Origin of the sequence: Salmonella sp. NW1250 (assembly GCF_051812965.1) — a bacterium.
Lineage (GTDB): Bacteria > Pseudomonadota > Gammaproteobacteria > Enterobacterales > Enterobacteriaceae > Salmonella > Salmonella enterica.
On record NZ_JAMNDD010000004.1, the window covers coordinates 129,935 to 152,934 of the forward strand.

Annotated in this window: 17 protein-coding genes; 5 read left to right on the top strand and 12 right to left on the bottom strand. The window is 53.2% G+C overall.

Features of this window, described 5'->3' with window-relative positions:
* Positions 1-21: 21 nt before the first annotated feature.
* A complete protein-coding gene (locus NBA72_RS08560; RefSeq protein WP_001218249.1) occupies positions 22-1,218 on the bottom strand; it encodes an L-talarate/galactarate dehydratase in 1,197 nt (398 codons plus the stop codon).
* Between the two features lie 318 nt (positions 1,219-1,536).
* On the opposite strand from NBA72_RS08560, the gene NBA72_RS08565 reads away from it, so the two are divergent.
* Positions 1,537-2,541: a LacI family DNA-binding transcriptional regulator gene (locus tag NBA72_RS08565; RefSeq protein WP_042948618.1), complete on the top strand. Its 1,005-nt coding sequence runs from the start codon at positions 1,537-1,539 to the stop codon at positions 2,539-2,541.
* A gap of 67 nt (positions 2,542-2,608) precedes the next feature.
* On the opposite strand, the gene trmL is transcribed toward NBA72_RS08565, so the two are convergent.
* The 7 genes from trmL to NBA72_RS08600 all read right to left on the bottom strand — a co-directional run bounded on the left by trmL (position 2,609) and on the right by NBA72_RS08600 (position 13,013).
* Positions 2,609-3,082 carry a tRNA (uridine(34)/cytosine(34)/5-carboxymethylaminomethyluridine(34)-2'-O)-methyltransferase TrmL gene (trmL, locus tag NBA72_RS08570; protein ID WP_000932335.1) on the bottom strand — a complete coding sequence of 158 codons (474 nt, stop codon included), beginning with the start codon at positions 3,080-3,082 and terminating at the stop codon, positions 2,609-2,611.
* Between the two features lie 64 nt (positions 3,083-3,146).
* The gene (gene lldD / locus NBA72_RS08575) at positions 3,147-4,337 is read right to left on the bottom strand and encodes a quinone-dependent L-lactate dehydrogenase (protein ID WP_000586988.1); all 1,191 of its coding nucleotides are present in this window, start codon (positions 4,335-4,337) and stop codon (positions 3,147-3,149) included.
* Positions 4,334-5,110, bottom strand: a complete 777-nt coding sequence (lldR, locus tag NBA72_RS08580; protein WP_000636696.1) for a transcriptional regulator LldR — start codon at positions 5,108-5,110, stop codon at positions 4,334-4,336. The genes lldD and lldR overlap by 4 nt, the downstream gene beginning before the upstream one ends.
* Positions 5,107-6,762 (bottom strand): L-lactate permease, encoded by a 1,656-nt coding sequence (gene lldP / locus NBA72_RS08585; protein WP_001055308.1) that lies wholly within the window; start codon positions 6,760-6,762, stop codon positions 5,107-5,109. The genes lldR and lldP overlap by 4 nt, the downstream gene beginning before the upstream one ends.
* Before the next feature lie 298 nt (positions 6,763-7,060).
* The gene (gene sadA, locus NBA72_RS08590) at positions 7,061-11,437 is read right to left on the bottom strand and encodes a trimeric autotransporter adhesin SadA (protein WP_042948538.1); all 4,377 of its coding nucleotides are present in this window, start codon (positions 11,435-11,437) and stop codon (positions 7,061-7,063) included.
* Positions 11,438-11,480: 43 nt separating this feature from the next.
* Positions 11,481-12,164, bottom strand: coding sequence for a DUF3251 domain-containing protein (locus NBA72_RS08595; RefSeq protein ID WP_042948537.1), 684 nt, complete (start codon positions 12,162-12,164; stop codon positions 11,481-11,483).
* Between the two features lie 486 nt (positions 12,165-12,650).
* On the bottom strand, positions 12,651-13,013 hold the full coding sequence (locus NBA72_RS08600) for a YibL family ribosome-associated protein (RefSeq protein WP_000665687.1): 363 nt from the start codon (positions 13,011-13,013) through the stop codon (positions 12,651-12,653).
* 289 nt (positions 13,014-13,302) lie between these two features.
* Here NBA72_RS08600 and NBA72_RS08605 point away from each other — a divergent pair, with 289 nt between their 5' ends.
* On the top strand, positions 13,303-13,512 hold the full coding sequence (locus tag NBA72_RS08605) for a hypothetical protein (RefSeq protein WP_001062558.1): 210 nt from the start codon (positions 13,303-13,305) through the stop codon (positions 13,510-13,512).
* A 9-nt stretch (positions 13,513-13,521) separates the two neighbouring features.
* Here NBA72_RS08605 and mtlR read toward each other — a convergent pair whose 3' ends face one another.
* From mtlR to mtlA, 3 genes are all read right to left on the bottom strand, one after another.
* Complete coding sequence (mtlR, locus tag NBA72_RS08610) at positions 13,522-14,112, bottom strand: mannitol operon repressor MtlR (protein ID WP_000193201.1); 591 nt, start codon at positions 14,110-14,112, stop codon at positions 13,522-13,524.
* A complete protein-coding gene (gene mtlD, locus NBA72_RS08615; protein WP_023254779.1) occupies positions 14,109-15,257 on the bottom strand; it encodes a mannitol-1-phosphate 5-dehydrogenase in 1,149 nt (382 codons plus the stop codon). The genes mtlR and mtlD overlap by 4 nt, the downstream gene beginning before the upstream one ends.
* Before the next feature lie 230 nt (positions 15,258-15,487).
* Positions 15,488-17,404: a PTS mannitol transporter subunit IICBA gene (mtlA, locus tag NBA72_RS08620; protein ID WP_042948533.1), complete on the bottom strand. Its 1,917-nt coding sequence runs from the start codon at positions 17,402-17,404 to the stop codon at positions 15,488-15,490.
* A gap of 475 nt (positions 17,405-17,879) precedes the next feature.
* Between mtlA and NBA72_RS08625 the strand changes: the two genes are divergently transcribed.
* From NBA72_RS08625 to selB, 3 genes are all read left to right on the top strand, one after another.
* Positions 17,880-18,488 carry a glutathione S-transferase gene (locus tag NBA72_RS08625; protein WP_000766681.1) on the top strand — a complete coding sequence of 203 codons (609 nt, stop codon included), beginning with the start codon at positions 17,880-17,882 and terminating at the stop codon, positions 18,486-18,488.
* Between the two features lie 98 nt (positions 18,489-18,586).
* Positions 18,587-19,978: an L-seryl-tRNA(Sec) selenium transferase gene (selA, locus tag NBA72_RS08630; RefSeq protein WP_000200187.1), complete on the top strand. Its 1,392-nt coding sequence runs from the start codon at positions 18,587-18,589 to the stop codon at positions 19,976-19,978.
* Entirely contained in the window at positions 19,975-21,825 is a 1,851-nt protein-coding gene (gene selB, locus NBA72_RS08635) for a selenocysteine-specific translation elongation factor (RefSeq protein ID WP_042948531.1), read from the top strand. The genes selA and selB overlap by 4 nt, the downstream gene beginning before the upstream one ends.
* Positions 21,826-22,072: 247 nt before the next feature.
* On the opposite strand, the gene NBA72_RS08640 is transcribed toward selB, so the two are convergent.
* Positions 22,073-22,954, bottom strand: a complete 882-nt coding sequence (locus tag NBA72_RS08640; protein ID WP_042948529.1) for an ROK family protein — start codon at positions 22,952-22,954, stop codon at positions 22,073-22,075.
* Positions 22,955-23,000: the final 46 nt, after the last annotated feature.

A 23,000-nucleotide genomic window follows, 5' to 3' on the forward strand; every position in this document is an offset into this window, starting at 1 on the left:
GACGGATTCCCGCCAGTCGGGTTAAGGGCGTTTGCCAAATTCACAGGTTAATTGTGTCCAGCGGCGCGCTTGTTCACTGAGCGTGAAACCCAGACCATGACGATCGGAAATCCACATGCGGCCATCGCGCAGCTCAAGTTGCTCGTTGAATAATGGGTTCAGCCACTCGAAATGTTCCAGCCACGGCTCCAGGGGATACGCTGCGGAAAGGTGCAGGTGTACTTCCATCGCAAAGTGCGGCGCCAGCTTACGCCCGTGTTTCGCCGCCAGATCCATAATCTTCAGGAACGGAGAGATACCGCCGACACGCGGCGCATCTGGCTGAACGAAATCGCTGGCATTGCCCAGAATCAACTGCTCGTGTTCCCGGAAACTGGTCAGCATTTCCCCGGTGGCGATAGGCGTATCCAGCGCGGCAGCAAGCTGGGCGTGGCCTTCGATGTCGTAAGCATCTAATGGTTCTTCAATCCAGATAAGATTGAACTGTTCCATTTTACGCCCCATGCGGATAGCCGTTTCGCGATCCCACTGCTGGTTAGCGTCAACCATTAACGGGAACTCATCCCCAAGCGCTTCACGTACTGCGGTTAAGCGGCGAATATCCTCAGCGCAGTTGGGTTGTCCGACTTTCAACTTAATACCGCCAATGCCATTTTCGCGGGAAATCACCACATTTTTCAGCACTTGATCGAGCGGTGTATGCAAGAACCCCCCTGAGGTGTTGTAACACTGAACGGAGTCGCGGTGCGCGCCCAACAGTTTTGCCAGTGGCAGACCGGCACGTTTAGCCTTCATATCCCATAGGGCGATATCGATAGGGGAGATAGCCTGTACCGCCATCCCGCTACGCCCCACCGAGGCTCCGGCCCACAGCAGCTTAGTGTATATTTTGTCGATATCATTGGGATCTTCGCCCAGTAGATTATCGGCTATCTCTTTGGCGTGAGCATAAATACCCTGGCCGCCAGCACGTTTGGAGTAGCTAAAACCAACGCCTTCAAAGCCGTCGCGACTGCGGATTTCGGCAATGATGATTGCCACTTCGGTCAAAGGTTTCTGGCGACCGGTCAGTACCTTCGCGTCACTCACTGGCGTCGCCAGCGGTAGAAAAGCCAGTGATAGCTTCACCCATTCGATACGATCGCCGGTTTCTGCCGCGGTTCTGGTATTCGCCGCTTTTGCATACGTTACGGCGTCGGAATTCGCGCTTAAAGCCATTTTTTTTCTCCTGATAATCACAAAATGATTGCGCTAACATTTTTATTATTAAGCGAGCGCAGGATCCAGAAAGTTGATGTTGATTTGAACATTTGATCACATATGTCGTATAAAAAGCAGGATTTATTGCAAAATGGATCACGATCCAAAAATATCTGGGGAAATGCATAATACAAAATGATGGCGCTATCATTTTGTAATGACTGAGCTTGATAAGCTACTGTATTTACGGCCTTTCCTGATGCGAAGCTGGCAATAGCCGCAGGCATGATGAATAATGCGCGGATAAATCAGCCAATCTTTGCAGGGGCATCAGACGTGAAGAGAACCAAATCACCTCGTGCGCCGACGCTGGAAGATGTAGCACGTAGCGCCGGGCTGTCTCCGATGACAGTCAGCCGGGCATTGAATTCGCCACAACTGGTTCGCCCCAAAACGGTTGAGAAAGTCATGCAGGCGGTTCGCGTCACAGGCTACATACCCAACGCGTTAGCCGGTGGTCTGGCGTCGCGACGGAGTAAATTAATCGCTGTCGTCGTGCCGCAAATTAACAACAACATGTTTGTCGATACCATCCAGTCGCTGAGCGATGAACTGGCCCGACGCGGATATCACATATTGCTGTGCGTGGCGGGATATACCGAACAAACGGAAGCGGAATTGGTGGCGACACTGCTTTCCCGCCGCCCCGATGGCGTGGTGCTTACCGGGATCCATCACACGATAGAACTGAAAAAGGTCATCCTGAACGCGGCTATTCCGGTGGTGGAAATTTGGGACTTAACGCCCACGCCGCTTGATATGCTGGTCGGTTTTTCCCATGAAAAAGTCGGGCAGGCGACGGGGGAGTATCTTCTGAGTAAGGGCTATCGTCGTCCCGGCTTGTTGTGGACCGCCGATCGCCGAGCCGCGCAACGTAAGCAGGGGTTATGTGGTGTTCTTCAACGCCACGCTATTCATGCCGTACCGCAGGTAGATGTCCCCCTTCCGGCATCGCTTTCGCTGGGGCGCAGCGGTTTAAGCCAGCTTTTTGACGAAGGGACGTTTGATGTCATTGTTTGCAGTTCTGATACCCTGGCACAGGGGGCGATGATGGAGGCGGAAAGCCGTGGTTTGCGCATTCCGCATGATTTAGCGGTTATTGGTTTTGGCGACCTTGATTTTGCCGCCAGCAATCGACCGTCAATTACTACCGTAAGCGTTGACAGACGCGCCATTGGCCAGCGCGCCGCTACGCTGTTGGCCGATCGTATTGAACAGAAACCGTGCGCAGAAGCTATTGTGGATATTGGCTTTCATTTGATTGAGCGAGAGTCCGCATAAACGGGAACATGCCATCGGGATCGGCCAGGCCGGATCAGGCGTTAGCCGCCATCCGGCATTGAATATATTACGACCGCAATACCGCGCCGGGGTATCCTAACTGGCGCCACGCTTCATACACCACCACCGACACCGCATTCGACAGGTTCATGCTACGGCTATCCGGCATCATCGGAATGCGAATCTTCTGCTCTTTAGGCAACGCATCGAGAATGCTGGCGGGCAGGCCGCGCGTTTCCGGGCCAAACATCAGATAATCGCCATCCTGATAGCTTACGGCGCTATGGGCGGGCGTGCCCTTTGTCGTCAACGCAAATAGGCGCTGCGGGTTTTCGGCGGCGACAAAGGCGGCATAATCGTGATGGCGCTGAACCGCGGCGAATTCGTGATAGTCCAGCCCTGCGCGGCGTAAGCGCTTATCATCCCAGGTAAACCCCATCGGTTCGATGATGTGCAGACGAAAGCCGGTATTGGCGCAAAGACGAATGATGTTGCCGGTATTCGGCGGGATTTCTGGTTCGAAGAGTACGATGTTAAGCATGATGCCCCCTTAAATGCGGGGGGCAGAATAGCAGAAATTTACCGGGCTCTCACGCGCCAGGCGTTCAGGCGGCATCGCCTTTGCTCATTGGCGCCAGCGCGGCGGGCAAACTTTTCCCCAGTTCCTGCACCAGTGAATCGCCACTGATTTCGCTAATGGATTTCGCGCCGGTCAGGGTCATGGCGACTTTCATCTCTTTCTCGATCAGGTCCAGCAGATTGGCGACACCCGCTTTTCCTGCCGTCGCCAGCGCGTAGAGATAGGCCCGACCCAGCAGTACGGTATCGGCCCCCAACGCAATCATACGCACGACATCCAGCCCGTTACGAATCCCGCTATCCGCCAGAATGGCGATATCGCCTTTCACCGCATCGGCAATGGCGGGCAGGGCGCGGGCGGAAGAGAGCACGCCATCGAGCTGGCGGCCGCCGTGATTCGACACCACGATACCGTCAGCGCCGAAACGTACCGCATCGCGGGCATCTTCTGGATCGAGGATCCCTTTGATCACCATTGGGCCGTCCCAGAATTCGCGTATCCACTCCAGATCTTTCCAGGAGATGGACGGATCGAAGTTATTTGCCAGCCAGCCGATATAGTCCTCAAGGCCGGTCGGTTTACCCAGATAGGCGGAAATATTGCCTAAATCATGCGGGCGACCGTTCAGGCCGACATCCCACGCCCATTTAGGGTGCATCACCGCCTGCCAGTAACGGCGCATGGCCGCGTTTGGGCCGCTCATCCCGGAGTGGGCGTCACGGTAGCGCGCGCCCGGCGTCGGCATATCCACGGTAAAGACCAGCGTGGAGCAACCCGCCGCTTTCGCACGTTCAAGCGCGTTGCGCATAAAGCCCCGGTCACGCAGCACATAAAGCTGGAACCACATCGGGCGCTTAATGGTTGGTGCAACTTCTTCTATCGGACAGACGGAGACGGTGGAAAGGGTGAACGGAATGCCCTTTGCGTCTGCGGCGGCGGCGGCCTGTACTTCGCCGCGACGGGCGTACATGCCGCACAGACCTACCGGCGCTAATGCCACCGGCATCGACAACGTTTCGTTAAACAGGGTCGTTTCCAGGCTTAAATCGGACATATTTTTCAGCACGCGCTGGCGCAGAGCGACTTGCGACAGGTCTTCCACATTTCGGCGCAGGGTATATTCCGCATACGCGCCGCCGTCGATGTAGTGGAAGAGGAAAGGAGGCAACGTGCGCTGAGCTGCGGCGCGATAATCGCTGGCTGCTGAAATAATCATGATTTATTCTCCCTGGTCATCTCATTATGGTCGCCGGGCAGGCGGGTAATACGCGCCTGGCGGGCCTGGTCTTCATCAAATCGTTTAATCGTGGTGTGGACAAAACTGAGGTGCGCCATCATCGCTTTACGCGCGCCCTCGGCGTTACCGTCCAGAATGGCGTCCATCACCGCCTGGTGTTGTTCCGTCAGCTTTGAGAATACGGGCGGAACGAGATACATACGCTGGCGACTCTGTTTGACGGAGGATTGCAGGACGTCGAAGAACCCGCGCATGGTTTGCAACAGCACCACATTGTGCGAGGCTTCCGCGATCGCCAGATGAAAGCGCACGTCGGCCTGGGAGGCGAGATCCGGGTCTTCGCTGAGCGTCGCATCAAAGCAGAGTCTGATTTTCTCTTTGTCGGCAGCGGTGGCACGCATGGCGGCGTGCCAGGCCGTACTGGCTTCAATGGCGTGGCGGGCTTCCAGAATGTCGAAACTGTAGTCCGGATCGTTCGCCATCAGCATTTTCAGCGGTTGCACGATATTCTGTTCAGACCAGGTTTCGTGCTGCCAGCGGACAAATGTCCCGCCGCCGCGACGGCTCACCAGCACGCCTTCGCTGACCAGCTTCGCCAGCGCTTCGCGTAAAGAGTTGCGTGATACGCCAAGCTGTAGAGCCAACTGGCGCTCGGCGGGCAATTTCATGCCCGCTTCCAGGTTTTGTTCTTCAATCAGCGCCCGCACGCGAGAGGCAATCTCGTCTGACAGGCGTTTTGGCATCACAATCACGGAATCATCCAGGTTAAAACATAGGCCTGAAGCGTAGTGATCACGCCCACCATACAGGTGAAGATCAGGCTGTGTTTGACGGTAAAACGGAACAGATCGGACTCTTTCCCTACCAGCCCCACCGCCGCGCAGGCGATGGCGATAGACTGCGGTGAGATCATCTTCCCGGTTACGCCTCCAGTGGTATTCGCCGCCACCATCAGCACATCAGAGACGCCGATTTGCTGCGCCGCGGTAGCCTGTAGAGAGGCAAACAGCGCGTTAGATGAGGTATCAGAGCCGGTCAGGAATACCCCCAGCCAGCCGAGGAACGGCGAGAAGAACGTGAAGGCGCTGCCGGTGTGCGCCAGCGCTAACGCCAGCGTGGAGGAAAGCCCGGAATAGTTCGAGATAAACGCGAACGCCAGCACCATGCCGATGGAGTAAATCGGCAACGCCAGCTCTTTCAGCGTGCTGCCAAAGGTCTGGATTGCGGCTGAGGGTTTCATTTTCAGCCAGACGATAGACAACAGCGCGGCAAACAGGATCGCCGTGCCGGTGGCGGAGAACCAGTCAAATTTATACACCGCCGCGTAAGCGGTCGCTTCGTGTACAACCGGCGGCATACGGGCGACCAGTTTATCGAGATACGGTACCGGAACGTTAATTACCCAGTCATACAGCGCGCCGCCGGGGGCAAACAGCGCTTTGAACGGCGGTATGCTCCAGAGAGTGACCGTGGCGGTCAGGAACAGAAACGGCGACCAGGCGCGAACGATTTGCCCTGTCGTATAGCGGGTACGGGCCAGCGTCTGATCGACCTGTGATGCGCCCATATCGCCGAAGCGGAAGATGCGCACCGGCTGCCAACGTTTGAGGAACAGCGTCAGGCACACCAGAGACACCAGCGAAGAGATAATGTCCGGCAGTTCCGGCCCGATAAAGTTGGAGCTGAGATACTGGGCGATAGCAAATGAACCGCCAGAGACCATCACCGCAGGCCAGGTTTCTTTCACGCCGCGCCAGCCGTCCATAATAGCCATAATCCAGAACAGCACGATAATTGTCAGGAACGGTAGCTGACGACCGACCATCTGACCGATTTCAAAGCTGTCCAGGCCCGTGACCTGTCCGGCAACCAGAATCGGGATCCCCATCGCGCCAAAGGCGACAGGCGCGGTGTTTACAATCAGGCACAGCCCTGCCGCATACAGCGGATTAAAGCCCAGACCCACCAGCAGCGCGGCGGTTATCGCCACCGGCGCGCCGAAACCCGCCGCGCCTTCAAGGAACGCGCCGAAGCAGAAGCCGACAATCAGCATTTGCAGACGTTGGTCGGGGGTAATCGACAGAATTGACGAGCGAATAATGTCAAACTGCCCGGTCTTGACCGAAATTTTATAGACGAAGACCGCGGCGATGATTATCCAGGCAATCGGCCATAGCCCGTAGAAGAAGCCATACACGACCGATGCCAGCGCGTGATCGACCGGCATTTTATAGAACAGCAGCGCGACGGCGAGCGCGATAACCACCGTCCACGAAGCGGCAACATAGCCTTTCAGCTTGAGTTTAATCAGGGCGAAAAAGAAGAACAGGATTGGGAGCGATGCGATCAGGCTGGAAAGCCAGATATTACCCGCCGGGTCATAGTTTTGTTGCCAGAGGTTCATTGCAGGTCTCCTGAGAACCACACGCATAATGGGATGAATCTTTGCTCATCTCGTTGGGGTCACATTATGTGTAAAAGTGGTCCTGCCAATATTGTTGTGTATGGATAATGACAACAAATAGTTAACCAGATGTTATTTATTGGCAACGGTATTGTAGAGTTAATTTAGTGAAATGTGAGTAGGCTGTGGTAACGGGCTAAAATTGGTAGGGCCAATTGAGGGGAGAGGACAGCAAAGGGAAGTGAAAAGGCAATGGCATTATGCCATTGCCTTTGATGTCGGGAGTGTTGTTACTTCATTACCACTGGAAGCCCGCGCCAATGGCCGCAGAGTAATCGCCCTGGCTGTTGCTGGTTCCTTGCAATTTATACACCCAGCCCCCGCTTTCACTTACCATGGAGACACCAATGGCGACGGCACTTTCACCATTAAACGTACCGCCGGCAATCGAGGTCATGTTGGCGCCCGGGGCGTAGGCTTGTGGCAGACCGGCCATCGCCATCGCTGAAGCGATACCGCCGCTCATCTTGTTTTCTACGCCTTTGATTTTGCTGTTCATTTCCCCCATTTTCTGGTCGGTATAGGTGTTTGCTTCTTCGACGCTGCGTTTCAATTGCGCATAGTTAACCGCATCCGTATCATTCACCGCCGCTGAAACATTGCCGATCCGAGTGGTGCCGCCACTCCCGTCTCCCAGGTTGAGCACGCTATAGTTAACCGAGCCATCTGCATTGGTTTCATAACGCACGGAGCCTGCTTCTGAGGCTTTCAGTTGCGCCACATTAACCGCGTCAGTGTTGTTCACCCCTGCGGCAACGTTGGTAATACGGCGTTGTTGAGTAGAAGAGCCAACAGACACAGTATTAGCTTCATCTGCGACGGAATTTGTGCCTAACGCCACGCTGTTTTCAGCGGCAGCAATAGAGCCAGAGCCAATCGCGACGCTGTCCGCACCCTGGGCATTTGCATCTACGCCATCGGTGTTGGTCTTGAAGTACTTGGTGCTACCGGTAGTGACGATATCGCCAATACCGTTTTCAATATTGGTGACGCGAGTATCAAGACTACTCACCTGCGTGTTCAGGTTATTGATGCTTTCGGTATTCGCGGCAACACGGCTGTCGGTGACTTTCAATTGACCAACGTTAACGGCATCGGTATCTGCCGAACCCGCCGCGACGTTAGTGATCTGGCGTTGGCCGTCTTCACTGCCGACAGAAAACTCACCGACAGAGTTCTGCGGTGTGTCCATGTTGTAGGCGGTGTAGTCAGTCTGCGCGCCGCGAGTGGTCTGAGAACCATTACCCATTGCAATACTGTTTGCATGGTAGGCGCGTGCGTTAGAACCGATAGCAATACCGTTGATGGCATCAGCCATCACCAGTGTATTCAGACCAATACCAATACCTGCATCAGCATTGACGATGGTCTTCGCACCCATTGCCAGTGAGTCAGTTCCGACAGCCAGTGAATCTTCTTCCGTTGAGTTTGCGTGGTAGTACTTGGTCGGTGTAGTAGTGACCGCACCAATGGCATTTTGTAACTGACGAACTGTTACCGCATCTTGCGCTTCAGAGCCGTCCGCAACGTTGGTAATTTGACGATAGCTTTCTCCATCCGTCCCCAATGACAACGCGCCCAGCAACTTTCTGTCTGTTGTATTGTAGCCAATGACAACGCCATCGCTTGTTACGCTCGTTTCTCGTATACCGGTTGTAATAGCGCGGTTAGAGGTGGAGCCACTGCCCAAAGCGATACTGCCCTCAATGCTACTGCTGCTGTTTTGACCAAGAGCCAGACTGCCAGCGCCAGAGGCGACGGCGTCGTAACCTACTGCCGTTGCGCCGTTACCCGTTGCGTATGCATCCTGGCCTTCAAGCCCGTTATCATTCGTACGGATGTATTTCACGCCGGTACCATTTTCCGTGATATAGGTTTCGCTGGTATCGCCGGCTAGTTGGCTAATAGATTCATTATACTGAGAAATCAGCATGTTAGTTTCATAAAGCTGAGAGCCATTAACGGCGTCAGTACTGTCACTGGCGATTTCACCTGCTGCTACATTGGTTATCTTATTGGTGCCGCTGGTACCGTGGCTGGCGCTGAACGCACCCTCTTCGTTATCCCAGCTCAGTGCATCGGTACCAAGATTGGTGATGGACGTATTGATATCCGCGATAGCAGAGGTGTTTTGATCCACCTTCTGGTTGGTTTCATACAACTGTGAGCCGTTTACCGCGTCTGTACTGTCCTCAGAAAGCGCCCCGGCGGCGACATTGGTTATTTTACTGGTGCTTCCACCGTGGTTTGCGCTGAAAGCGCCGATGTCTTCGTCCCATAACAGAGCGTTATCAGTGAGGCCGGTAATGGACGTATTAATGTCGGAGACAGAAGTATTCAGGTTCTCAATCGCGGTGCTGTTCTGAGTGATGTTGGTGGTATTGGCGGCGATATCGGTCGTGTTCTGATCCACTTTTTCATTGGTTTCGAACAGCTGCGATCCGTTAACGGCGTCGGTACTTTCTTCAGACAGCTCTCCGGCAGCAACGTTGGTGATTTTGTTTGTCGTACTACTTCCGTGGCTGGCAGAGAACGAACTCGTTGTCTCATTCCAGCTCAGGTTGTCAGAGCTAAGATTGGTGATGGACGTATTAATATCTGCGATAGCAGAGGTGTTTTGATCCACCCTCTGGTTGGTTTCATACAACTGGGAGCCGTTCACCGCGTCTGTACTGTCCTCAGAAAGGTCCCCAGCGGCGACATTGATGATTTTACTGGCGCTTCCGTTGCGGTTAGCGCTGAATGCGCCAGAGACTGCATCCCATAGCAGTGCATCGTCGGTGAGCGTGGTAACTGAGTTGCTCAGGTTGTTGATACTGGTGGTGTTGGTGGCGATATCAGTGGTGTTCTGAGACACATTTTCATTGGTGGCAAACAATTGTGAGCCGTTAACGGCGTCGGTGCTGTCCGAAGCCAGGGTACCCGCCGCCAGATTGGTGATTTTGCTGTCGCTTCCGTTGTGGTTAGCGCTGAATGCGCCAGAGGCTGCATCCCACAACAGGGCATCATCGGTGAGCGTGGTGACGGAGTCGCTCAGACTGTTGATACTGGTGGTGTTGGTGGCGATATCAGTGGTGTTCTGATTGATGCTGGTGGTGTTGGCAGCGATGTCAGTGGTGTTCTGCGACACATTTTCGTTGGTGGCAAACAACTGAGAGCCGTTAACGGCGTCGGTGCTGTCAGCAGCCAGGGTACCCGCCGCCAGATTGGTGATTTTACTGTCGCTTCCGTTGTGCTTGGCGCTGAATGCGCCAGAGGCTGCATCCCAAAGCAGGGCATCATCGGTAAGGCCGGTGATGGAATCGCTCAGATTGTTGATATTGGTAGTGTTGGTGGCAATATCAGTGGTGTTCTGATTGATGCTGGTCGTATTGGCGGCGATATCGGTTGTGTTCTGGTTAATGCTGTCGGTATTAGCGGTAATATCGGCAGTGTTTTGGTTGATGCTGTCGGTATTGGTGGCGATATCAGCAGTGTTCTTATCCACTTTCTCATTTGTATCAAACAACTGAGAGCCGTTAACGGCGTCGGTGCTGTCAGCAGCCAGGGTACCCGCCGCCAGATTGGTTAACTTGCTGTCGCTTCCGTTGTGCTTAGCGCTGAATGCGCCAGAGGCTGCATCCCACAACAGGGCATCGTCGGTGAGCGTGGTGACGGAGTCGCTCAGGCTGTTGATATTGGTGGTGTTGGTGGCGATATCGGTTGTGTTTTGGTTAATGCTGTCGGTATTGGCAGCAATATCAGTGGTGTTCTGCGTCACATTGGCGTTGGTTGCAAATAGCTGAGAGCCGTTAACGGCGTCGGTGCTGCTTTCTGATATGGCTCCGTTACCAACGTTGACAATTTTGCGCTTTAGGGCATCACTCCCTACAGAAACTACGTTTTCTTCGGTCGCTGTAGAATTGCTCCCTATCGCGACGGAATTTTTTGCAGAGGTTACCGCCCCACTACCGAAGGCAATGCCATTTGCCGCATCTGACGTTACGGATGTATTGTAACCGAAAGCCATGCTATCCAGAGATGCGGCATTCGCCCCTAATCCTACCGTCAGGCTTCTTTCTGCTGATGATACGGTATCGCGTCCAAGCGCTATTGAATTTTTCCCTGAGGCATTTGCATTTGTTCCCAGTGCGATGGCGTAAAGATTTGAGGCAACTGCGTTTGTACCTACTGCCATAGAGTATTTAGCCGTAGAAGTGGTATGTGCACCTGCCCCTAGCGCCACTGAGCCTATACTCTCAGCAAGGCTATATCCGCCCAACGCAGTGCTGGAAGCCCCAGATGCCTTACTATAGTAACCTATTGCAATACCGGCACCCGCTACATATCCTTTGGACGGATCTTCTGCGACCTTTTCTTTAGTTGTTATTGTTGAATCAGCTTCGGCGCCTTCGCCAATGGCTATCCATCCATTCTCAGTGCCGATCCCTTTCCCTGTATCGTTCCCAGCATTGGCCAGTGCGTCCGCAGAAACCATAATGCTGCTAAGACTGATGAGTGCGGAAACCGCCAGCTTTCTGCGGCCGCTTTTTTTGCCGCGGCTTTTTGCGGTTTCGCTGGTGACAACAAATGTTCCCGTAGCGGCATTCCAGAGGACTCTAAATATTCTGTTCATGAATAAGTGCTTTCCTTTTCTAAAATAATTGTATCAATGGCTATTATTTTTTTGGCTTCTTTTTCGTATCATTAATAGGCTGTATGCTGTCGAATATGACATTCTCCATGTTAATACCTATTTTTAGATACTTAAGATTATTGGGCGATACGCCTTTTAATGTTAGCGTGACGTTTGTCCATGCTCCCGGTAAGAGTTCGATTGTCGAATCCATTTTTGTGTTGAGCAGGAGTTGTCGCCATCGAGGCAGATCTTTTGCCTCGGAAGGTTTTTTCGTACCCCATGTCATATTAAACGCAAGGTTTGATACGGGAATGCTGAGTAAGTTAACTAAATCAAGATGAATAACACTTCCATTATCTATTGGCTCAATAGATAGAATACGCCCGGCTAATCCGATATTGCCGTTGTTAATAATAAAATAGTGCGTTTGTGATGGGTCCAGTTCTGTATAGTCGAATAGCCGTTGTTTGCGTTCAACGCGGCCAACGACTTCGGCGACCTTTTGAGTCGTGTTGATAACCGTATCTTGTTGTTTTTCTAGCAAATTTATCTTTTCTTCTTGTTCTTTTTGTTGTTTTTCTAACAGGTTTATCTTTGTTTCTTGTTCTTTTTGTTGTTTTTTCAGCTCTTCAACAAGGTGTTTATCTGCAAAGTAGTCACAACCAGATAAAAAGAATGTGAATCCCAAAGCAAGCAGGGGGATAAATTTTCCATTTTTGTGCATATAAAATATCCTTGTTAATAATTTATATAATATAAATAGTTAACCTGTTATTTATACAGCTAACTCATCATTTTGCGAGCATTGCCAATAACCATAATATATGGTTATAACTAAAACATTCATTGTTTCTATAGGAGTGTGCAAATACCCGACGTTGTTTATCAATTACTCATAGCAATGCTTTATAAAAATATAATTATAATGTTTATGTATGGGGATTTTTTTCAGGGATGATAATGTTATTTAATTTTGCGGGTCAATCATATTCTGCGGGATATAAGAAAAGAGGATGAAAAAAATTCATTGTATAAATACAAACAGGCATGATAGTGGAATTTTTCATCCTGAAAAAGCAGGGACTACCGTTAAAAATGAACTTGTATATAAGCGGTGTAAATACTTCCAGGAAAAATTCGGAATATAGCCCGATGCTCTCAAGACACCCTCCGTACAACGGGTGTCCTGAGAACCTGGGATGCGGAAAGTTTAGAACTCGCTCTTCGCGAAGCCTGTCATCTCTTTGAGCCCCATTTCCCGGCCCAGCGCCGTCATCGGGTGCACCACGATCAGGCCGCGTACGCTTTTTTTGAGTTTGCCCATATCGGCCTGCTCTTTTTTAGTGATCGCGCGGCGAAACGGCAGGTTCATCAGCTTCTGCGCTTCTTTACTCAGTTTTTGGCTGTGTACTTCGCGCAGACGGATAATTTCTGCTTCCAGCGTCTCTTTTTCTTTTTCCAGCTCCGCGTATTTATCGGCGGATTCAACCAGAGAGAGACCTGCCTGCTGGTGGCGAATAGCGTCAAGACGATCGCTCAGGCGTTTAATTTCGTTTTTTTCGACTTCTTTCATGGGATAGCTTCTGATAGAAATGGGATAGATATCCTATAGTATGCGCGCAGTGAGTGATTCTTCACAACTCATGACATAAAGATAATCAATTACGGCAAGTATTACATCGCTAATTATTTATTGATCTCATTGATAATAAAATATTTTTTTCGAAATAAAAGATGAAGCGCCTTTTTGTCGGCAAGAAAAGCGATTAAGCACATTTTCCTCAATGACAACGCTAAATTGATCCTAAACTCAAATAAGCGACCGCGGGAGTCAGACGCGGGTCCCACATGGAGGATCTATCATGGCAAAAATAGGTGAGAACGTACCACTTCTTATTGATAAAGCCGTCGATTTTATGGCGTCCAGCCAGGCGTTCCGTGAATACCTGAATAAAACGCCGCCGCGTGATTATGTTCCTTCCGAAGTGCCGTCGGAGAGCGCGCCCATTTATTTGCAGCGTCTGGAATATTACCGACGGCTGTACCGACCAAAAGAAGAAGAAAGAGGTTAACGGCGGGATTTACTTTTGAAAGGCCTTTTTTAAGCTGATTTTAGAAATCAGCTCGGTCAGAGAGAGGACCATCGTCGAACGCACCGCCTGCTGGTAGCGCTGAATTTGCATGGCGTAGAGCGCCGCGTCGGACGTATCAAAATGCGGTGGCGGCGGTAGCGCCATGACGCAGTGCAGTTCGCCAAACGGCCCGAGGATTTCATCGTCGGTAAAGGCGTATTCATTGCCGTCGTGATTCAGCTCTTCGCGCAGCGCCATTAACAGCTCCGCATCTTCATATTCGGTGCGGCTGAGTACGCCCAGGCCATAGATAAGTTTCAGACGTACCGAAAGATCGCCCAGCGGCCCGTCGCCGTCCAGCAACGGTTCCACAGCGTATTTCACGGCATAGTCGTCTTTGCGAAACACCTGGAGCACCAGAATATTCACCGCCTCGGTCAATAACTCGACGGCGGTAATCAGGAAGCTCCGTACGGTTTTGCCAGCATTCAGACGCTCAAGCACACGATTTTCAAAGGCCTGGGTTTGTTCCATTATTGCCTGCATATCTGACAATCTGTTATTTGGGCGCAGGCTAACCTGCGCCGGATTCTGCGTCATTTGGTCGCGTTATATGCGTTAACCGCCTCCGCCACCACATCGCTATTGGCATCCAGCCCGGAAATTTGCGCCAGCGCGGCCTGCGGGCCTTTTTCGGTAATCAGAGCCGCTAACTCCTGCGCCTGCGGATCTTCATCACTACGGAAATGCATCGCCGCCGCGATCCCTTTGACCAGATTCACATGCGGCAGACCATATTCCAGGGTGCCAAGCAGCGGTTTGATCAGACGGTCGCCCGCGCTGAGTTTGCGTAGCGGCTGACGACCTACGCGTTCGACGTCATCTTTCAGATACGGGTTTTCAAAACGACCGAGGATTTTCTGAATGTATGCCGCATGTTTGTCGGCATCAAAACCGTAGCGTTTGATCAGCACCGCGCCGCTTTCTTCCATCGCGCCTTTCACCACCGCGCGAATACTCTCATCGAGAATAGCGTCGCGAATGGTTTGATGACCGGCTAATTTGCCGAGGTACGCGGTTATAGCATGACCCGTGTTCAGCGTGAAGAGTTTACGTTCGACAAATGCCATCAGGTTATCCGTTAACTCCATCCCCGGGATGTTTGGCAACGCGCCTTTAAACTGGGTTTTATCGACGATCCACTCGCTGAAGGTTTCTACCGTCACTTCCAGCGGATCGTTGGTTGCCGACGCAGAAGGCGGCACGATGCGGTCAACGGCGGAATCGACAAAGCCAACATGTTCTTCTACCCATGCTTTGGCGTCTTCCGGTAGGGCATTCATCACATGGCCTTTCAACTGCGTTGTGCCGCGTACCATGTTTTCACAGGCGATGATATTCAGCGGGGATTCATTACCTTGTTCTTTACGTTTCACCAGCCCTTTAGCGATGGCCGGAGCGATACGCTCAAGCACAACCGGACCCACGGCAGTAGTGATTAAATCAACGTGGGCAATCAGGTCGACAACATCATCGCCGATGCTGCTGACAGCGTTGACGCCGGAAACGGTATCCACCTGCTCATTTTCACCCACAACATGAACCTGATAGCTATGACGGGCATTCAGGGCATCGAGTACGACCTGGTTTACATCCGCAAACGTCAGTTGTATCCCCGCGTCAGCCAGCAGTTTGCCGATAAAGCCACGACCGATATTACCTGCGCCAAAATGTAATGCTTTCATAGTATTAACCTTCATTAATGTTTTTACCCGAGAGGGCTGGGGTGAGGGACTGCATAGATTTCCCCTCAACCTAACCCTCTCCACAAGGGAGAGGGTATCGCCTTCATATTTCGAACTGCAGATGCGTTGGCTCTCCTCGCTCACCCCAGTCACGTACTTATGTACGCTCCTGGGGATTCACTGCGTTGCCGCCTTCCTGCAGCTCGAACTATTTTGGGGATACTTAACTGTTAAGCTTTTTTACCTGCCAGCAGTTCCAGCACTTCATCCACGCTGGTGGTGTGCGCCAGACGTTCGATCACGGATTCATCATCCAGCGCGTTGGTCAGGCTGGTGATGACCTGGATGTGCTCATTGTTACGTGCGGCGATACCAATGACCAGACGGGCAATATCGTCTTCTTCTTCACCGAAGCGTACGCCTTCCGGATACTGGCAGAACACCACGCCGGTTTTCAGCACGCGGTCTTTCGCTTCTACCGTACCGTGCGGAACTGCGATGGATTCACCGAGGTAAGTCGGCGTCAGCTTTTCGCGGTCCAGCATCGCCTCGACGTATTCCGGCTCAACATAGCCGCCTTTCACCAGTTGTTCACCAGCAAAGCGAATCGCCTCTTCTTTGTTAGCGGCTTTACGGCCCAGGAAGATATTCTCCGCACCCAGTTTGAACAGGTTGTTATCACCCTCCTCAAAGCTGTCTTTCAGATGGTCGCGTACTTTCTCTTCATTAGTATTGTGGCGCTGTGCGGCAACCAGACGTTCGGTCAGGCTGGTGTACAGGCCGCTATCCAGGAAGTTGGTCAGCGAAATATGCTGCGCCTGCGGTACCTGACGCATCGCGCGCTCGGTAAGGTCACGGTGAGTAATGACCAGATCCACATCCGGCGGCAGATTGTTAATGGCGCTGTTGGTGACGGAGATCTGGCTCAGGCCCGCATCCTGTACTTTCTTACGCATTACCCCTGCGCCCATCGCGCTGGAACCCATACCGGCATCGCAAGCCACGATGATTTTACGCACATGGCTCAGGTCGTTGGTCACGTCGCCAGCCGCCAGCGGAGAGGCGCCTTTAGATTCCGCTTTCATGTCATGCATACGACGGGTGGCCGCTTCAATGTCATCTTCTTCTTTCACTTTGCTGGTTTTCAGCAGAATTGCAGAAACCACGAAGGAGACCGCCATTGCCGCCACGATGGCAGCGATGTTAGCAAAGTAAGCGCCTTTTGGCGTCATCGCCAGTACCGCCAGAATGGAGCCAGGAGAAGCCGGAGAAACCAGACCGCCGTTCAGGATGGTCAGGGTGAATACGCCAGTCATACCGCCAAGGATAACGGCCAGGATCAGACGTGGGTTCATCAGCACGTACGGGAAGTAGATCTCATGGATACCGCCCAGGAAGTGGATAATTGCCGCGCCGCCCGCAGACTGTTTAGCGCTGCCGCGACCGAAGAACATGTACGCCAGCAGAACGCCCATCCCCGGACCCGGGTTAGCTTCAATCAGGAAGAAGATGGATTTACCCATCTCATGGGACTGCTGGATACCCAGCGGTGAGAAGATGCCGTGGTTAATCGCGTTATTGAGGAACAGGATTTTCGCCGGTTCAACAAAAATGGACGCCAGCGGCAGCATATCGTGCGCCACCATGAAGTTAACGCCCGCCGCCAGAATTTTGGACAGGACTTCAACCGCCGGACCAATACCGAGGAACGCCAGGATGGCGAGGATCATACCGATAATGCCAGCGGAGAAGTTGTTCACCAGCATCTCAAAACCGGATTTGATCTTACCGTCTACCCAACTGTCGAATTTCTTAATGCAGTAGCCGCCTAATGGACCGGCGATCATTGAGCCGAGGAACATCGGCATATCCGCGCCGACAATAACGCCCATGGTAGTGATAGCGCCCACCACGCCGCCGCGTTCGCCGCCAACCAGACGACCGCCGGTATAACCGATGAGCAGCGGCAGCAGGTAGGTGATCATCGGACCAACCAGTTTCGCCAGCGTTTCGTTAGGCAACCACCCTGTTGGAATAAATAATGCGGTGATAATACCCCACGCGATAAACGCGCCGATATTAGGCATCACCATATTGCTGAGGAATCGACCAAAGCTTTGCACTTTGATCTTAATATCGGATGACATAAAAACACCCCTTCTTATGTTGCTGTCGCGCAGGCTGAAAGCCCGAGGTTTGTTAATGTAGCGGCAGAGGTAGCCGGACCCTGTAGTGTAGATACTGCGCAATCTGGCACTGAATCGTTCAACTGTCCAGACAGGGACAATTTATGTGATTTGTGTCACATAAATATAGGGGGTAGAGAGGTAATTGATGTGATATTGATCACAAAGTGGCTGTGTAAAAAAACAACGAATCTAATTTTTAGCCCTTAAAAGACCATTTTATGTGAGATATTTCACATTTTTATTTTGGTGTTTTGTTGAATTTTTGTGATCCTCTTCACAAGAAATTTTAAGCCCGGGTAACGCCAATACGATCCGGCAAACATTTTGTCGCGAGCCCTCTCACGTTATGTCATTCAGCAACCTCCTTTTGTGTCTCTTTTCGTCTTATTTGAGCCATACTATGATTTTTACTGGTTGGCAAAAAGGACACGGCATGAAACTCATCGGTAGCTACACCAGCCCTTTTGTGCGCAAAATCTCTGTTCTGCTGCTCGAAAAAGGCATTACCTTCGAATTTATTAATGAACTACCCTACGAGGCGGATAACGGCGTGGCGCAATACAACCCTCTGGGTAAGGTGCCAGCGCTGGTGACGGAGAAAGGGGAGTACTGGTTCGATTCGCCGATCATCGCGGAATATATTGAGCTGCTGGATATCGCGCCAGCGATGCTCCCGCGTGACCCGATGGCAGCGCTTAAAGTTCGCCAGCTTGAAGCGTTGGCTGACGGCATTATGGATGCAGCGTTGGTTTCTGTACGCGAACAGGCGCGTCCGGCGGCGCAACAATCGGAAACGGAACTGCTGCGCCAGCGGGAAAAAATCAACCGCAGCCTGGATATGCTCGAAAGTTATCTGAGCGACGGGACGCTAAAAACGGATACGGTCAATCTGGCGACTATCGCGATTGCCTGTGCGGTAGGCTATCTCAACTTCCGCCGGGTCGCGCCTGGCTGGTGTGTTAGCCGCCCCCACCTGGTCAAACTGGTCGAAACGCTTTTTCAACGCGAAAGCTTTGCCCGCACCGAAGCGCCAAAGGCTTGACGCGCATTATGTCCGCCTGAGCAAACTCACGTTACAATCCCCCTTATGTCGATATCCCTCTCCCGCCAGGAGAGGGCCACCAACAGCCAGGCATTTTCATGACAAGCGAAACGCGTACACTCTACAGCCAGCTTCCTGCTATCGATCGCTTATTGCACGATAGCGCTTTTCTTTCTCTGCGCGATCGGTATGGCCATACCCAGGTGGTTGATCTGCTTAGGCGGATGCTTGACGACGCGCGCGACGTCATCCGGAATACGCAAACGCTTCCCGACTGGTACGCAGACTGGGCGCAAGAGGCGAAACTCCGGCTGGAAAATGCGGCGCAAAGCGCGCTGCGCCCGGTGATTAACCTGACGGGGACGGTGCTGCACACCAACCTTGGCCGCGCATTGCAGGCGCAAGAAGCGATTGAGGCGGTAACGCAGGCGATGCGCGCGCCGGTGACGCTGGAATACGATTTAGATGGCGCCGGGCGGGGGCATCGCGACCGGGCGTTGGCGACGCTGTTATGCCGAATCACCGGGGCGGAGGACGCCTGTATCGTCAATAACAATGCGGCGGCGGTATTGCTAATGCTGGCGGCGACCGCCAGCGGCAAAGAGGTGGTGGTTTCGCGTGGCGAGCTGGTCGAAATCGGCGGCGCGTTTCGTATTCCGGATGTTATGCGCCAGGCGGGCTGTACGCTGCATGAAGTGGGCACCACCAACCGGACGCACGCGAAAGATTACCGTCAGGCGGTAAATGAAAATACCGGGCTGTTGATGAAGGTGCATACCAGTAATTACAGCATTGAGGGCTTTACCAAAACGGTAGAGGAAGCGGAACTGGCGGAAATTGGGCGAGAGCTGGATATTCCGGTGGTGGCGGATCTGGGCAGCGGTTCGCTGGTGGATTTAAGTCAATATGGCTTACCCAAAGAGCCGATGCCGCAGCAGCTCATTGCCGCAGGCGTCAGCCTGGTAAGCTTCTCCGGCGATAAGTTGCTGGGCGGGCCGCAGGCCGGGATCATCGTCGGCAAAAAAGCGATGATTGCCCAACTGCAAAGCCATCCGCTGAAACGCGCTCTGCGCGCCGATAAAATGACACTGGCGGCGCTGGAGGCAACGTTACGTCTGTATCTGCACCCGGAAGCGTTGGCGGAGAAATTACCCACCCTGCGTCTGTTAACCCGCAGTGAAGCGTCGATTCGCGAGCAAGCGCAGCGGTTACAGGCGCGGCTGGCGGCACGTTACGGCGATGAATTTGCGCTGGAGGTTAAACCCTGCCTGTCGCAAATCGGCAGCGGTTCATTACCGGTAGACCGCCTTCCCAGCGCCGCCATGACCTTTACCCCGCACGACGGGCGCGGTAGTCGGCTGGAGGCGCTGGCGGCCCGCTGGCGCATGCTGCCTGTACCGGTCATTGGCCGAATTTATGATGGCCGTTTATGGCTGGATATGCGCTGTCTTGAAGACGAAAGCCGGTTTATGGAGATGATGCTGAAATGATTATTGCAACTGCCGGACACGTAGACCACGGTAAAACGACGTTGCTCCAGGCGATTACCGGAGTCAATGCCGATCGCCTGCCGGAAGAGAAAAAACGCGGGATGACTATCGATCTGGGCTACGCCTATTGGCCGCAGCCGGATGGTCGTGTGCTGGGCTTTATCGATGTGCCTGGGCATGAAAAATTCCTCTCTAACATGCTGGCGGGCGTAGGCGGTATCGATCACGCTTTGCTGGTGGTCGCCTGTGATGACGGCGTTATGGCGCAAACGCGCGAGCATTTACAGATCCTGCAACTGACGGGCAATCTCCAGCTCACCGTCGCGCTGACCAAAGCCGATCGCGTGGATGAGGCGCGTATCGGTGAAGTACGTGAAGAGGTACTGGCGGCGCTCGACAACTATGGCTTCGCCGATATCGTTTTATTTGTCACCGCTGCCAATGAAGGGCGCGGTATTGCAGAACTTCGCGCTCATTTACTGCAGCTTCCTGCACGTTCGCACGCCGCGCAGCATCGTTTCCGTCTGGCTATCGACCGTGCGTTTACGGTGAAAGGGGCGGGACTGGTGGTGACCGGAACGGCGCTGAGCGGAGAGGTAAACGTGGGCGATACGCTATGGTTGACCGGCGTTAATACGCCGATGCGCGTACGAAGTCTACACGCGCAAAATCAGCCCACCGACCATGCGTATGCCGGGCAACGTATTGCGCTCAATATTGCGGGCGATGCGGAGAAGGAGCAGCTTAACCGCGGCGACTGGCTGCTTTCGGATGCGCCGGTGGGGGAGGCTTTTTCCCGGGTGATCGTTTCTCTGGCGCTTCATGCGCCGCTTTCCCAATGGCAGCCGCTACATATTCACCATGCCGCCAGCCATGTGACCGGTCGCGTCTCTTTGCTGGAAGGCGGGCTGGCCGAGCTGATCTTTGATACGCCGTTGTGGCTGGCCGATAATGACAGACTGGTGCTGCGTGATATTTCCGCACGCGCCACCCTTGCCGGCGCACGCGTGGTGACGCTTAAGGCGCCGCGTCGCGGTAAACGTAAGCCAGATTATTTGCACTGGCTTTCAACGCTTGCCGCCGCGCAGGACGATAGCGCGGCGTTGGCCATTCATCTGGAACGCGGCGCCGTCAACCTGCCGGATTTCGGTTGGGCGCGTCAGCTTAATCCTCTCGGTATGCGTCAGCTTATTGAGCAACATGGTTTTATCCAGGCCGGAGACAATCTGTTAAGCGCGCCCGTCGCCGCCCGCTGGCAGCGTAAGATTCTTGATACGCTGGCGACCTACCACGAACAGCACCGCGATGAACCGGGGCCGGGACGTGAGCGTTTACGCCGCATGGCCCTGCCAATGGAAGATGAAGCGCTGGTCCTGATGCTGATCGAGCGGATGCGCGACGACGGCCTGATTCATAGCCATCACGGTTGGTTGCATCTGCCGGATCATAAAGCAGGATTTAGCGATGAGCAGCAGGCCGTCTGGCAAAAAGTTGAACCGCTATTTGGCGATGAGCCCTGGTGGGTACGCGATCTGGCGAAAGAGACCGGAACGGAAGAACAATTGATGCGGCTGGTGCTGCGGCAGGCGGCACAGCAAGGCATCATTACTGCGATCGTAAAAGATCGGTACTATCGTAACGATCGGATAGTCGCTTTCGCCAATATGATCCGCGAGCTGGATCAAGAGAGAGGATCAACGTGTGCGGCGGATTTTCGCGACAGGCTGAATGTAGGGCGGAAACTGGCCATTCAGATCCTTGAATATTTTGACCGGATTGGATTTACACGACGTCGTGGGAATGATCATTTATTACGTGATGCGTTATTATTTCCGCAAAAAGAATGAAATGGTTAAATTAAATAACAAATGAAGCAATACAATTATTGCGTTGCTTTTTATTTTTCTGGCTTCTTAAAATAGCCAGCGTGAACCTGTTATCAGAATAGTTTTGCCCATATTCTTTGCGCCTTAGTCAGGCGACTCACGATGAGATTGTGGAAATTTATCGCGCGGCGATGTAACGCCTTTGCCCGGTGGCGCGGACGCTTACCGGGCCTGCGTAGACGATGCAGGCCGGATAAGGCGTAACTCGTTAGCTTCGGGCGAGCTGTTGCTGCGCCAGCCAGACGGCGCCCAGCCTGCCCGCCTGATTTCCCAGTTGGCAGGGCTGAATCGGCACCTGGAGCGCCTCCCACATTTCAAATGTTTCAAGATGCCGCGTCAGGAGCGGGTAGAGCTTTTCCTGTTCGCTTATTCCTCCGCCGATCAGCACCACGCCCGGATCAAACATAGAGATCACGCTGTAAACGCCGCGTGACAGATAACGCGCCCAGTCATTGACCGCCTCACGCAGATGAACATCGGTCGCCATTTGTTCGAAGATCACATCCGCAGGCGGCATCTCTTCGGCAGGCAGCGCCAGCGCCTGGCGGCACGACGCCATTAATCCGCTGGTTGACGCGATTTTATGCATACTTTCGCCATTATTCCCGACCGGCATGACGCCGAATTCACCGGCGTGGAAATGTGCGCCGCGATACAGTTCTCGTCCGACGATAATACCGCCGCCAATGCCGGTTCCAATGGTGATACAGACCAGATTGTCATAATGCTGCCCGGCGCCTCGCCACATTTCGCCCAGCGCCGCGCAGTTCGCGTCGTTCTCCACGACCAGCGGCAGATCGGTCAGCCCGCTGAACAACTCCATCAGGTTGACGTCATCCAGGTAAGCCAGCGCGCCCGCTTTTGCCGCATGACCGTTATGGGGATTAATATGGCCGGGGAAACTGACCCCGATTGCCGCAATGTCATAGTCCTGTTGGCAACGCGCCACCACATCCTGCCATTTGCGGGTAAACGTGGAGGCGTCCTCTGGCGTATCGAATTGATGATGGGTTAATTCTTCGCCGTCACTGTTAATCACGCCATATTTGACGTGAGTTCCTCCCACATCAATACCGATATATTGCTGCATAGTGTTCTCCGTACGTTAAACAGGCACCTGTTTAGTATGGCTAAAA